14 protein-coding genes are annotated in these 12332 nt (G+C 59.7%); 9 read left to right on the forward strand and 5 right to left on the reverse strand.

What is annotated here, in order from left to right:
• Positions 1-56 precede the first annotated feature (56 nt).
• A complete protein-coding gene (gene tyrS, locus HX824_RS07170; RefSeq protein WP_003210928.1) occupies positions 57-1256 on the reverse strand; it encodes a tyrosine--tRNA ligase in 1200 nt (399 codons plus the stop codon).
• A gap of 211 nt (positions 1257-1467) precedes the next feature.
• On the opposite strand from tyrS, the gene HX824_RS07175 reads away from it, so the two are divergent.
• Both HX824_RS07175 and HX824_RS07180 read left to right on the forward strand, forming a co-directional pair.
• Positions 1468-2883 (forward strand): peptidoglycan DD-metalloendopeptidase family protein, encoded by a 1416-nt coding sequence (locus HX824_RS07175; protein ID WP_003210931.1) that lies wholly within the window; start codon positions 1468-1470, stop codon positions 2881-2883.
• Positions 2884-2886: 3 nt separating this feature from the next.
• Positions 2887-3978 carry an anhydro-N-acetylmuramic acid kinase gene (locus HX824_RS07180; RefSeq protein WP_008434463.1) on the forward strand — a complete coding sequence of 364 codons (1092 nt, stop codon included), beginning with the start codon at positions 2887-2889 and terminating at the stop codon, positions 3976-3978.
• 66 nt (positions 3979-4044) lie between these two features.
• Here HX824_RS07180 and erpA read toward each other — a convergent pair whose 3' ends face one another.
• Entirely contained in the window at positions 4045-4395 is a 351-nt protein-coding gene (erpA, locus tag HX824_RS07185; protein WP_003176443.1) for an iron-sulfur cluster insertion protein ErpA, read from the reverse strand.
• Between the two features lie 162 nt (positions 4396-4557).
• Complete coding sequence (argC, locus tag HX824_RS07190) at positions 4558-5592, reverse strand: N-acetyl-gamma-glutamyl-phosphate reductase (RefSeq protein ID WP_003210935.1); 1035 nt, start codon at positions 5590-5592, stop codon at positions 4558-4560.
• 136 nt (positions 5593-5728) lie between these two features.
• On the opposite strand from argC, the gene hemJ reads away from it, so the two are divergent.
• The 6 genes from hemJ to coq7 all read left to right on the forward strand — a co-directional run bounded on the left by hemJ (position 5729) and on the right by coq7 (position 10259).
• A complete protein-coding gene (hemJ, locus tag HX824_RS07195; protein ID WP_177054385.1) occupies positions 5729-6157 on the forward strand; it encodes a protoporphyrinogen oxidase HemJ in 429 nt (142 codons plus the stop codon).
• A gap of 24 nt (positions 6158-6181) precedes the next feature.
• Positions 6182-7150 carry a nitronate monooxygenase family protein gene (locus tag HX824_RS07200; protein WP_008434459.1) on the forward strand — a complete coding sequence of 323 codons (969 nt, stop codon included), beginning with the start codon at positions 6182-6184 and terminating at the stop codon, positions 7148-7150.
• Between the two features lie 63 nt (positions 7151-7213).
• Positions 7214-8179: a DUF805 domain-containing protein gene (locus tag HX824_RS07205; RefSeq protein ID WP_177054386.1), complete on the forward strand. Its 966-nt coding sequence runs from the start codon at positions 7214-7216 to the stop codon at positions 8177-8179.
• A gap of 62 nt (positions 8180-8241) precedes the next feature.
• Positions 8242-9030: an SDR family oxidoreductase gene (locus tag HX824_RS07210; RefSeq protein ID WP_003210941.1), complete on the forward strand. Its 789-nt coding sequence runs from the start codon at positions 8242-8244 to the stop codon at positions 9028-9030.
• Positions 9031-9076: 46 nt separating this feature from the next.
• On the forward strand, positions 9077-9415 hold the full coding sequence (locus tag HX824_RS07215) for a histidine triad nucleotide-binding protein (RefSeq protein ID WP_003210943.1): 339 nt from the start codon (positions 9077-9079) through the stop codon (positions 9413-9415).
• Between the two features lie 196 nt (positions 9416-9611).
• Positions 9612-10259 (forward strand): 2-polyprenyl-3-methyl-6-methoxy-1,4-benzoquinone monooxygenase, encoded by a 648-nt coding sequence (coq7, locus tag HX824_RS07220; protein WP_003210945.1) that lies wholly within the window; start codon positions 9612-9614, stop codon positions 10257-10259.
• 61 nt (positions 10260-10320) lie between these two features.
• Here coq7 and HX824_RS07225 read toward each other — a convergent pair whose 3' ends face one another.
• Complete coding sequence (locus tag HX824_RS07225; RefSeq protein ID WP_003210947.1) at positions 10321-10743, reverse strand: OsmC family protein; 423 nt, start codon at positions 10741-10743, stop codon at positions 10321-10323.
• A gap of 250 nt (positions 10744-10993) precedes the next feature.
• Here HX824_RS07225 and crp point away from each other — a divergent pair, with 250 nt between their 5' ends.
• Positions 10994-11638, forward strand: coding sequence for a cAMP-activated global transcriptional regulator CRP (crp, locus tag HX824_RS07230; protein ID WP_003210949.1), 645 nt, complete (start codon positions 10994-10996; stop codon positions 11636-11638).
• On the opposite strand, the gene HX824_RS07235 is transcribed toward crp, so the two are convergent.
• Positions 11635-12330: a lipoate--protein ligase family protein gene (locus HX824_RS07235; RefSeq protein ID WP_177054387.1), complete on the reverse strand. Its 696-nt coding sequence runs from the start codon at positions 12328-12330 to the stop codon at positions 11635-11637. The genes crp and HX824_RS07235 overlap by 4 nt on opposite strands.
• Positions 12331-12332 lie beyond the last annotated feature (2 nt).

Raw genomic sequence — 12332 nt, forward strand, 5'->3', positions numbered from 1 at the left:
GGAAGTGGGGCGAATTATAGACAGATATAAAACGCCGTCAACAGTTAATTTCAGGTTTATTCGGATTTAAGCGTAATACGCGCAAATGCCTTCTTGCCGGCCTGGCAAACGTGGGTCGCGCCCAGTTCGTATATAAAGGTGCGATCGACAACCTCACCATCTATACGTACACCGCCAGACCCCAGAAGGTCGCGCGCCACCGCCGAGTTCTTCACCAGGCCCGCCTTATTAAGGACGGCAGCGATCGGCATTGCCTCGCCAGCAGTCAATTCAATCTCAGGCAGATCATCCGGCAGCTCGCCATCCTTCATACGGTTACCCGCAGCACGGTGAGCACTGGCCGCAGCCTCTTCACCATGGAAGCGCGCAACAATCTCTTCAGCCAGCTTGATCTTCACATCCCGCGGGTTAGCCCCAGCTTCCACTTCAGCACGCAATGCATTGATCTCATCCATCGAGCGGAAACTCAACAGTTCGAAGTAACGCCACATCAGCGCATCCGGAATCGAAACCAGCTTGCCGTACATCACACCCGGCGCTTCCTGGATACCGACATAGTTACCCAGGGACTTGGACATCTTCTTGACGCCATCCAGCCCTTCCAGCAACGGCATCGTCAGAATGCACTGAGCCTCTTGCCCATACGCACGCTGCAGCTCACGCCCCATCAGCAGGTTGAACTTCTGATCAGTACCGCCCAGCTCGACATCGGCACGCAACGCCACCGAGTCATACCCTTGAACCAATGGGTACAGGAACTCATGGATAGCGATCGGCTGATTAGTGGAGTAGCGCTTATCGAAGTCATCGCGCTCGAGCATGCGAGCAACGGTGTACTGGGACGTAAGACGAATGAAATCCGCCGGCCCCATCTGATCCATCCAGGTGGAGTTGAAGGCCACCTCGGTCTTGGCCGGATCAAGAATCTTGAAGACCTGGGTCTTGTAGGTCTCGGCGTTATCGAGAACCTGCTCACGGGTCAGCGGCGGACGCGTAGCGCTCTTGCCGCTCGGATCGCCGATCATCCCGGTGAAGTCACCTATAAGGAAGATCACCTGATGCCCCAGTTCCTGGAACTGGCGCAGCTTATTAATAAGCACCGTATGCCCAAGGTGCAGATCCGGCGCCGTCGGATCAAAGCCGGCCTTAATACGCAGGGGCTGGCCACGCTTGAGCTTTTCGATCAGCTCAGCTTCGACCAACAGTTCTTCCGCACCACGTTTGATCAGCGCTAGCTGCTCTTCAACCGACTTCATAACAGACCCGCAAGGCTCAGATTCAAAAGGGAACCAACCATACAAGATCAGGGACTAATTACAAGTTTTGCCCTGCGCACGGACACCGTTCAGCAAGCCCAGCGTTCGCAAGCTTGCACCACAGATGATTTGGTTATATTTTATACAGTTATTTCATCTTCATCATGTCATTCATCTTTTCCAATTCATCTTTTCAAAGTCAAAATTACTTATGACCACAGAACCGTCTAAAGCGCCGCCGCTTTACCCGAAGACCCACCTGCTCGCCGCAAGTGGGATCGCCGCCCTTCTGAGCCTGGCACTCCTGGTATTTCCTTCCAGCGACGTAGAAGCCAAACGAACGACCCTAAGCCTTGACCTTGAAAGTCCGGTTGAGCAACTGACACAAGATCAAGACGCTTCCGACGCACTTCAAGCCACAAATGGCGCAGCCGAATCGCCGTTTGCCCAGATCGAAAGCAGCGCCGAAGACACCAAGGAAACCGCGCAAGCCGAACCTGCGGTAGTAGAGGCACCCAAGAACCCGCTGCACCGGGAAGTCATTGTTGCCAAGGGCGACACCCTTTCGACCCTGTTCGAAAAGGTCGGCCTCCCCGCCGCGACGGTCAACGATGTACTGGCAAGCGACAAGCAGGCCAAGCAATTCACCCAACTCAAGCATGGCCAGAAGCTTGAATTCGAACTGGCGCCCGACGGCCAGCTGACCAACCTGCACAGCAACGTCAGCGACCTGGAAAGCATCACCCTGACCAAAGGCGCCAAGGGCTTTGCGTTCAACCGCATCACCACCAAGCCGGTCATGCGCTCCGCCTATGTACACGGCGTGATCAACAGCTCGCTGTCGCAGTCCGCCGCCCGCGCCGGCCTGTCCCACAGCATGACCATGGACATGGCCAGCGTGTTTGGCTACGACATCGACTTCGCCCAGGACATTCGCCAGGGTGACGAATTCGACGTGATCTACGAACAGAAGGTCGCCAACGGCAAGGTCGTCGGCACCGGCAACATCCTTTCTGCGCGGTTTACCAACCGTGGCAAGACCTACACCGCCGTGCGCTACACCAACAAACAAGGCAACAGCAGCTACTACACCGCCGATGGCAACAGCATGCGCAAGGCGTTCATCCGTACCCCGGTTGACTTCGCCCGTATTAGCTCGCGTTTCTCGATGGGTCGCAAGCATCCAATTCTGAACAAAATTCGCGCTCACAAAGGCGTCGACTACGCCGCCCCGCGTGGCACGCCGATCAAGGCTGCCGGTGACGGCAAGGTCTTGCTGGCTGGTCGCCGTGGCGGCTACGGCAACACCGTGATCATCCAGCACGGGGCCACCTACCGCACGCTGTATGGCCACATGCAAGGTTTCGCCAAGGGCATCCAGACCGGCGGCAACGTCAAGCAGGGCCAGGTGATCGGTTACATCGGCACTACCGGGCTGTCTACCGGCCCGCACTTGCACTACGAATTCCAGGTCAACGGCGTGCACGTCGACCCACTGGGCCAGAAGCTGCCAATGGCCGACCCGATCGCCAAGGCCGAGCGCGCTCGCTTCCTGCAGCAGAGCCAGCCATTGATGGCCCGCATGGACCAGGAGCGCTCGACTCTCCTGGCTTCGGCGAAGCGCTAAGCCATGTCGCTCTATATAGGTGTGATGTCCGGGACCAGCCTTGATGGCTTGGACATTGCGCTGATCGAGCAAGGCCCGGCGATCAAGCTGATCGCCACCCACTACATCCCCATGCCTGAATCCCTGCGTTCCGAGCTGCTTGGCCTGTGCGCCAGCGGCCCGGACGAGATTGCCCGTTCGGCGCTCGCGCAGCAGAACTGGGTGACGCTTGCCGCCCAAGGTATTCACGCCCTACTCGATCAGCAGAACCTCAAGCCCCAGGACATTCGAGCGATTGGCAGCCACGGCCAAACCATTCGTCACGAACCTGCACGGGGTTTTACCGTGCAGATCGGCAACCCGGCACTGCTCACCGAATTGACGGGAATCACCGTCGTCAGTGATTTCCGCAGCCGCGATGTCGCCGCCGGAGGCCAAGGCGCCCCGCTGGTGCCTGCATTTCATGAGGCACTGTTTGGCGAGCGTACGGGCAACCGCGCCGTACTGAATGTGGGCGGCTTCAGCAACCTCAGCCTGATCGAGACCGGCAAACCGGTCGCGGGCTTCGACTGCGGCCCGGGGAATGTCCTGCTGGATGCCTGGATTCACCAGCAACGCGGCGAGAACTTCGACCGCGATGGCCAGTGGGCTGCCAGCGGGAAGGTTGAACCCCAGCTACTCAAGGCATTGCTCAGCGATCCGTTCTTTGTGACCAAGGGGCCAAAAAGCACCGGTCGCGAAGTCTTCAACCTGGGATGGCTTGAGCATCACCTGGGACGATTGCCGCCATTCGCAGCCCAGGATGTGCAAGCCACATTGCTCGAGCTGACTGCCCTGACCATCGTCGAATCCCTGCAAACCGCCCAACCACAGACCGAAACCCTGCTGGTCTGCGGCGGCGGCGCCCACAACGCAACCTTGATGAGCCGCCTGAGCGCCCTGCTGCCGGCGACCCAGGTCAGCAGCACCGCCACCTGCGGCGTAGACCCTGACTGGGTCGAAGCCATGGCGTTCGCCTGGCTGGCCCATTGCTGCCTGGAAGGCATCGCCGCCAACCGCCCCAGCGTCACCGGCGCCCGCGGCCTTCGTGTACTCGGCGCGATCTACCCCGCCTGAATCCCACACAGCAAAACGCCGCTTGGCCCTATCAAGGCCAAGCGGCGTTTTTATATCCGCTGTCGATCAGATCGAGAACGAAGACCCGCAACCACAAGTGGTGGTGGCATTCGGGTTCTTGATCACGAAGCGCGAACCTTCCAGACCTTCCTGATAGTCCACCTCGGCTCCTGCCAGGTACTGGAAGCTCATCGGATCGACAACCAGGCTGACGCCCTCGCGCTCAACGATGGTGTCGTCATCGGCCACGTCTTCATCGAAGGTAAAACCGTACTGAAACCCTGAACAACCGCCGCCCGTAACAAATACGCGCAGCTTCAAGCGATCATTACCCTCTTCATCGACCAGGCTCTTCACCTTGTGCGCAGCACCGTGGGTGAATTGCAAAGCCGTGGGGGTGAAGGATTCAACGCTCATGCTGATAATCTCCCGGCGTAGCGCCGCCATATGCGTGATGGCGGGCATTATCCGCTTCTCCTAGAAAAGCGGTCAACTATTGTTACGGTATATCAATCTGCGCAGCGGCCATTAAAAACACGAAAGGCCCGATCAACGGGCCTTTGCGCAACAGCAGAAAATTTACGGCAGCATGCCCGCGTGGGACAGGCCCAGCTTCTCATCCAGGCCAAACAGGATGTTCATGTTCTGCACAGCCTGGCCCGAGGCGCCCTTGACCAGGTTGTCGATGACCGACAATACCACCACCAGGTCACCATCCTGTGGACGATGCACTGCGATACGGCACACGTTGGCACCGCGCACGCTGCGGGTCTCCGGGTGGCTGCCCGCCGGCATCACATCGACGAACGGCTCATTGGCATAGCGCTTTTCAAACAGCGCCTGCAGGTCTACCGAGCGATCAACGACTGTCGCATACAGTGTGGAGTGGATCCCGCGGATCATCGGTGTCAGGTGCGGCACAAACGTCAGGCCGACATCCTTGCCCGCAGCACGACGCAGCCCCTGGCGAATTTCCGGCAAGTGACGATGGCCTTTGACTGCATAGGCTTTCATGCTTTCCGACGTCTCGGAGTAAAGCGAACCTACAGCGGCCCCACGACCAGCACCGCTGACGCCCGACTTGCAGTCAGCAATCAGCCGCGATGCATCCGCCAGCCCAGCTTCCAGCAATGGCAGGAAACCCAACTGCGTAGCCGTCGGATAGCAACCCGGCACAGCGATCAGGCGTGCTTGCTTGATCTGCTCACGATTGACTTCCGGCAGGCCGTACACCGCCTCTTCCAGCAACTGCGGTGCACCGTGAGGCTGGCCGTACCACTTGGCCCACTCATCGGCGTCCTGCAGGCGGAAGTCTGCCGACAAGTCGATCACCTTGGTACCGGCGGCCAGCAACTCGCCCGCCAGGGCATGGGCCACACCGTGAGGCGTGGCAAAGAACACCACATCACACGCGCCCAGGGTCTTGATATCCGGAACGCTGAACGCCAGGCCGTCATAGTGGCCTCGCAGGTTCGGGTACATATCGGCCACGGCCAGGCCGGCCTCGGATCGGGAAGTGATCACCACCACCTCAGCTTGCGGATGCTGAGCCAACAGACGCAGCAATTCGACACCGGTGTAACCCGTGCCGCCGACGATACCGACCTTGACCATAAACCTGCCCTCAACGAACCCACTGGAAAGCCGTCGATAATAGGGTTCGTATCGTCCTGCGACAACCTTCAACATGACGTGTAGACGCAAGAGCCACTACTATCTTCAGCTACCGTGAACCTGGGAATAACTAAAAATGCTTTATCTATGGGTCAAAGCCTTTCATATCATCAGCATCGTCTGCTGGTTTGCCGCGCTGTTCTACCTTCCGCGCCTGTTCGTCTACCACGCCCAAAGCGAGGACACCATCAGCAAGGAACGCTTCAGCGTGATGGAGCGCAAGCTGTACCGCGGCATCATGGGCCCGGCGATGATCGCCAGCCTGGTGTTCGGCGGATGGCTGATCTACCTCAACCCGGCCATCTTTCAATCCGGCGGGTGGATCCACGCCAAGTTGACCCTGGTAGTACTGCTCATCGGCTACCACCATATGTGCGGCGCGCAGGTAAAACGTTTCGCCCGTGGCGAAAACACCCGCAGCCATGTCTTTTATCGCTGGTTCAATGAAGTGCCAGTTCTGATATTGCTGGCTATCGTAATTTTGGTCGTGGTCAAACCGTTCTAATCTCTATTACTCGGGGTACTTCCAATGTCGCTGCCCGCTTCGCTCGAACAAAATCTGCGCCTGCCCGTCGTGGCTGCGCCGATGTTTCTGATCTCCAACCCGCAACTGGTGCTGGCCTGCTGCCGCAACGGGATCGTCGGCAGCTTCCCTGCCCTCAACCAGCGGGAAAGCAGCGGCTTCAAGGCGTGGCTGGAAGAAATCGAAGCGGGCCTGGCGCTGCTGGATAACCCGGCGCCCTATGCGGTCAACCTGATCGTGCACAACAGTAACCCGCGGGTGGAAGCTGACCTGGCGATCTGCGTCGAGCACAAGGTGCCGATCGTCATCACCAGCCTGGGCGCGGTGAAAGAATTGGTAGACGCGGTGCATAGCTACGGCGGCCTGGTATTCCACGATGTCACCACCCGGCGCCACGCCGAAAAAGCCGCTGAAGCCGGCGTCGATGGCCTGATCGCCGTTGCGGCGGGCGCCGGTGGCCATGCCGGCACCTGGAGCCCGTTCTCGCTGATCGCAGAAATCCGTCAGTTCTTCGACAAAACCCTGCTGCTCGCCGGTTGCCTGAACCACGGCCACGAAATCCTCGCCGCGCAACTGCTCGGCGCCGACCTGGCCTATTTCGGCACGCGTTTTATCGGCACCACCGAAAGCCATGCCCCGGATGCCTATAAAGAGATGCTGCTCACATCGCGCGCCGCCGACATCGTGCACACTCCAGCCGTCTCCGGTGTTCCCGCAAGCTTCATGCGCCAGAGCCTGGAAAATGCCGGTTTCGACCTCGCCGCGCTGCAAGGCAAGGGTGAAGTCAATTTTGGCTCCAAGCTCAAGCCACTCAACGACGAAGCCAAAGCCTGGAAGACCGTGTGGTCCGCCGGCCAGGGCGTCGGAGAGATTGATGATTTGCCCAGCGTCGATGAACTCGTGGCCCGCCTGGATGCCGAATACCGCAAGGCGCTCGAGCATGCGGCACAATTGCCAGAACGCTGGCCACGCTGATCCGCGATCCAGAGCCTGCTGATCAAGGCAGGCCTCCCCAATTCAAGTGACAAGGATGCCCGCATGAGCGACAACCGTTTCAAGATTGTGTTTGATGGCGCATTGCTCCCGGGTGTCGAAAGCACCACCGCCAAGCTGAACCTCGCCGAGTTGTTCAAAAGTGATGTCGACGCGATCGAAAAGCTTTTCACCGGCCGCCCGGTCGCGCTGAAACGCGACCTTTCCCGCGCCGATGCCGAGACCTATCTGCAAGCGCTGAAAAACGCCGGGGTGGATGCGCGGATAGAAGAAGAGCAGCCGGTCGCCTTCAGCCTTGCCGAAACCCATGAAACGGACTCCGGCAGCGCGACTGACTACACCCGCCCCGCCGCATCGCCTTACGCCCCGCCCCAGGCCGCGGTTGGCGAGAACCTGCCGGAGTTTTCCACCCTTAAGGTATTCACCGTCAACGGCCGGATCGGACGCCTGCGCTTCCTGGCGTGGACGCTGGTGCTGAGCGTGGTGATCCTCCTCGTCTCAAGCGTGTTCTTCACCGTCGGACTTGGTATCGCTGCGGTCTCTCCGACGATTGCCATGGTCATTGGCTTCCTGGTGGGGATTGCCATACTCGTGGCCGCTGTGTGGGTCAGCGTACAGATCACCGTGCAGCGCCTGCATGACCTGGGCTGGTCCGGCTGGCTGTGGTTCCTGCACCTGGTGCCCTTCGTTGGCAGCATCTTCCCGATCCTGCTGATGGTCCTCCCCGGTAACACGGGCGCAAACCAGTACGGCGCGCCACCACCGCGTAACTCCACTGCGGTGAAAATCCTCTCCGCATTGTGGCTCGCATTCATTCCGCTGGTATTTGCCGGCGCGGTGTTGGTTGGCATGAGCGGCTACCTGGATCAACTGGAAAGCGATGTAGGCGGCAGCTACGAAAGCAGCTCCATCAACTCCGATGACGACAGCGACCAGGCCACCACCGTCGATGAAGTCGATGTGCAAAGTGCTGACGACACAGCCGAACCTGTAGACTCTACGCAACAGTGAAAAACGCCCGACGCCTGTGACGCCTCTGTCACAGGCCCGGTAGCGTTGCGATGGAGAAACGCATGACCCGTTACGCTCTGATCACCGGTGCCTCCAGCGGCATCGGCCTGGCCTTGGCCGAAGCACTGGCCCGTCGCGGCCGCAGCTTGATTCTGGTGGCCCGCCAGCGTGATCAGTTGGAAAGCATTGCAATCGAATTGACTCAGCGCTTCGGCGTCGAGGTGCTGTTCCGCGCCTGTGACCTGGGCGAGCCCCTGCGGCTCTCCGGGTTCCTGCTGGAACTGGAAGAAGGCGAGCGGCAAATCGACCTGCTGGTCAACTGCGCCGGCATCGGTACCAGCGGCCCGTTCCTGGCGCAGGACTGGATGACCGAGCAGGACCTGATGGAGGTCAACATCCTCGCCCTGACCCGCATGTGCCATGCCCTCGGCAACGCCATGGCCCTGCACGGCGGCGGGCAGATTCTCAACGTCGCGTCGGTTGCCGCGTTCCAACCCGGCCCGTGGATGAGCACTTACTACGCCAGCAAGGCCTACGTGCTGCACTTTTCCGAAGGCTTGCGCGAGGAACTGAAGACTTGCGGCATCAAGGTTTCCGTACTTTGCCCCGGCCCGACCCGCACCGCATTCTTCGGCACCGCCCAAATGGACACCGCCAAGCTGGATCGCAGCCAACAGTTGATGAGCCCGGAAGAAGTCGCGCTCTACACCGTGCGTGCGCTGGCCAGGAACAAAGCCATCATCATTCCCGGCCGGCGTAATCGCTGGCTGGCGTTCAGCCCGCGCCTGAGCCCGCGCTGGCTGACCCGCAAGATTGCCGGCGCGATCAACAAGGCCTATTGCCCGCGCTGATCGCCTGAGTACACTCACCCTGCACTTTCACAATGGAGAAACAGCTGTGGATACTCTGTTCACCAAGATCATCAACAGAGAAATACCCGCGAAGATCATCTACGAGGATGACCAGGTCCTGGCCTTCCACGACATCGCGCCAATGGCACCCGTGCATTTCCTGGTGATTCCGAAAAAGCCGATCCGCACCCTCAACGACCTCACCGAGGAAGACAAGGCGCTGGCCGGGCATATCCTGTTCACCGCCCAGCGCCTGGCGGTTGAGCAAGGCTGTGAGAAGGGCTTCCGTGTGGTGATGAACTGCAACGAAGATGGCGGACAGACCGTTTATCACATCCACATGCATGTTCTGGGTCAACGCCAGATGAACTGGCCGCCGGGCTGAGCACTACCTGTGGCGAGGCAGCTTGCTGTGGCGAGGGAGCTTGCTCCCGCTGGGCTGCGTAGCAGCCCCAAAAACGAGAGCGCTGCGCACTCCAGCGCGAGCAAGCTCCCTCGCCACACAAGCAATTTGACCCAGCGCAAACGCTTCCCCCTCTCTTGCGGTAAACTGGCCGCCGAGATTCTTCCCGGAGGTCAGCATGACTACCCAACGTCACTACTCGCCGATTGATCGTCTGTTGCTGCAAGCCGATACGGCCATGCGCACGCTGCTGCCATTCAGCGGCCAACCGCACCGCCCGTCGCCCGCCATCGTGCGGCCCGAAGCGCAGATGAGCGAGACCGACACCCGCCACGTCGCCGGCCTGATGCGTATCAACCATACCGGTGAGGTCTGTGCCCAGGCGCTGTACCAGGGCCAGGCCCTGACCGCCAAGCTGCCGCAAGTGCGCGCCGCGATGGAACATGCCGCCGAAGAAGAAATCGATCACCTGGCCTGGTGCGAACAACGCATTCGCCAGTTGAACAGCCATCCGAGCGTGCTGAACCCGCTGTTCTACGGCTTATCGTTTGGCATTGGTGCGGTGGCCGGGCTGATCAGCGACAAAGTCAGCCTGGGTTTTGTGGCCGCCACCGAGCATCAGGTGTGCAAACACCTCAATGAACACCTCGAGCAACTGCCGGCTGAAGACGAAAAGTCCCGGGCGATTCTTGAGCAGATGCGCATTGATGAAGAACATCACGCCGAAAGCGCGCTGGACGCGGGCGGCTTCCGCTTCCCGGCACCGGTGAAATTTGGCATGAGCCTGCTGGCCAAGGTCATGACCAAAAGCACATACCGCATCTAGTTTCAGCAGAAAAAAAAGGGCGCTATCAAGCGCCCTTTCTTTTTGCCTGCCGATTGAAGAATCAGCCCAACTCAATGATCTCGTAATCATGAGTGATGGCAACGCCCGCAGCACCCAGCATGATCGAGGCCGAGCAGTACTTCTCTGCCGACAACTCGATGGCCCGCTTGACCTGGGCTTCTTTCAACGCCCGGCCCTTGACGACAAAGTGCATGTGGATCCTGGTAAACACCTTCGGGTCTTCGGTGGCACGCTCGGCTTCCAGGAATGCTTCGCAGCTTTCCACCGCCTGGCGGGACTTCTTCAGGATGCTCACCACATCGAAATTGCTGCAACCGCCTACACCGAGCAGGAGCATTTCCATCGGGCGTACGCCCAGGTTGCGGCCACCGGCCTCCGGCGGGCCGTCCATGACCACCACGTGGCCACTGCCCGACTCACCGAGGAACATGGCTTCGCCCGCCCATTGGATGCGTGCCTTCATCGCCCAGACTCCACTGCTAAAAAAGGGTCGCCAGCTTAGCACAGCACTTTGGGCCGGCAGCGTTTCCCATGAAAGCGATCAACAGCAGGGTTTGCTGGGTAAATTCCCTAATGAAGTCAGAATGTGTCTGTTAAGCTGGCGCCAAATCAATGGCGCATTGCCATCCATTGGATGATGTAGCTTAGCCGTTGATCGCGCTGGATAAAAAAACAAGCTCACCAACACCGTGCAGTCTTTTCGGGATACAACCATGGTTGCTATTACTCCCACACCCAAAATCAAGAACCTCGACAAACTGCTGATGCATTGTCAGCGCCGGCGTCATCCAGCCAAGCACAACATCATCTGCGCGGGCGAGCGCTCGGAATCCCTGTTCTTCATTATCAAAGGCTCGGTCACCATCCTGATCGAGGATGACGATGGTCGCGAAATGATCATCGCCTACCTCAATACCGGTGATTTCTTCGGTGAACTCGGGCTTTTCGAACAAGCCGGCAAGGAACAGCAACGCAGTGCCTGGGTGCGGGCCAAGGTCGAATGCGAAGTCGCCGAGATCAGCTATACGAAATTTCGCGAACTGGCCCAGCAGGATCCCGACATTCTGTACGCCCTGAGCGGCCAGATCGCACAGCGCCTGAGAGACACCACGCGCAAAGTCGGCGACCTGGCGTTCTTCGACGTCACCGGCCGGGTTGCCCGCTGCCTGCTGGAGTTGTGCAAGCAACCGGACGCAATGACCCATCCCGACGGGATGCAGATCAAGATCACCCGCCAGGAAATCGGGCGGATCGTCGGTTGCTCAAGGGAAATGGTTGGCCGTGTGCTCAAGGACCTGGAGGAACGCAACCTGGTGCATGTCAAAGGCAAGACCATGGTGGTCTTCGGTACGCGTTAAACCGGCAGGAAACTCGCAAGCATCTGACGGTACAACGTATCAAGCCGGGCAATCGCATCTGGCGCCGCAAAGGCTTCGTGCAGGGCGATGTGGCTTTCGGCGCGCACCCGTTGTTCCAGGCCGCATGCTTCATTGAAGCGATTGACCGCGGCGATCAATTTGACGCGATCGTCATCCAGCAGCAACGCACCATGCACCAACCCCACCGGGCGCCCGCCACTCTGGCGCCAGCGCTGGGCGGTACCGACCATTTTGCGACCATCAAGGTTGACGTTGTAGCGACCGTCGCAAAACGCACCGTCGATCTCGCCCACCGACGCGTTGCCACCCAACTCGGTCAGCAGGTCGCAAATCGGCTGGCACAGACGCTGGTAGCCGGTTTCGATACGGCCCTGGTCGCCTTCACTGCGTGGTGGCGCGTAGACCAACGCGATATTGACCGTGGCTGCCGATTGCGGGACAGGCTCACCGCCCGTTTCCCGCAGCAGCACCGGCCAACCGGCGTCTGCCGACACCTGGCTGGCGGTCTCGAATGCCGGAAGGCGGCTCAAACGACGAGGCATCACCAACGCTTGATCGCTGGGCTGCCAGAACAGCAGGCCGAACGGTTGCTCGCCGGCACAGACCGCGGCGAGCAAATCCTGCTCGGCCTTAAGGCCTGCCTCGACCGTCATCGCCACCGGCTGGGTCATCA

The sequence above is a fragment of the Pseudomonas sp. D4002 genome, assembly GCF_013385665.1.
Taxonomy (GTDB): Bacteria; Pseudomonadota; Gammaproteobacteria; order Pseudomonadales; family Pseudomonadaceae; genus Aquipseudomonas.

Excerpts from the sequence above, each read along its gene's own strand:
- tyrS (WP_003210928.1), bottom strand. The coding sequence starts at position 1,256 with ATGAAGTCGGTTGAAGAGCAGCTAGCGCTGATCAAACGTGGTGCGGAA.
- coq7 (WP_003210945.1), top strand. The coding sequence starts at position 9,612 with ATGACTACCCAACGTCACTACTCGCCGATTGATCGTCTGTTGCTGCAA.
- HX824_RS07180 (WP_008434463.1), top strand. The coding sequence starts at position 2,887 with ATGTCGCTCTATATAGGTGTGATGTCCGGGACCAGCCTTGATGGCTTG.
- HX824_RS07175 (WP_003210931.1), top strand. The coding sequence starts at position 1,468 with ATGACCACAGAACCGTCTAAAGCGCCGCCGCTTTACCCGAAGACCCAC.
- hemJ (WP_177054385.1), top strand. The coding sequence starts at position 5,729 with ATGCTTTATCTATGGGTCAAAGCCTTTCATATCATCAGCATCGTCTGC.
- HX824_RS07200 (WP_008434459.1), top strand. The coding sequence starts at position 6,182 with ATGTCGCTGCCCGCTTCGCTCGAACAAAATCTGCGCCTGCCCGTCGTG.
- HX824_RS07210 (WP_003210941.1), top strand. The coding sequence starts at position 8,242 with ATGACCCGTTACGCTCTGATCACCGGTGCCTCCAGCGGCATCGGCCTG.
- crp (WP_003210949.1), top strand. The coding sequence starts at position 10,994 with ATGGTTGCTATTACTCCCACACCCAAAATCAAGAACCTCGACAAACTG.
- erpA (WP_003176443.1), bottom strand. The coding sequence starts at position 4,395 with ATGAGCGTTGAATCCTTCACCCCCACGGCTTTGCAATTCACCCACGGT.
- HX824_RS07225 (WP_003210947.1), bottom strand. The coding sequence starts at position 10,743 with ATGAAGGCACGCATCCAATGGGCGGGCGAAGCCATGTTCCTCGGTGAG.
- argC (WP_003210935.1), bottom strand. The coding sequence starts at position 5,592 with ATGGTCAAGGTCGGTATCGTCGGCGGCACGGGTTACACCGGTGTCGAA.
- HX824_RS07205 (WP_177054386.1), top strand. The coding sequence starts at position 7,214 with ATGAGCGACAACCGTTTCAAGATTGTGTTTGATGGCGCATTGCTCCCG.
- HX824_RS07235 (WP_177054387.1), bottom strand. The coding sequence starts at position 12,330 with ATGACCCAGCCGGTGGCGATGACGGTCGAGGCAGGCCTTAAGGCCGAG.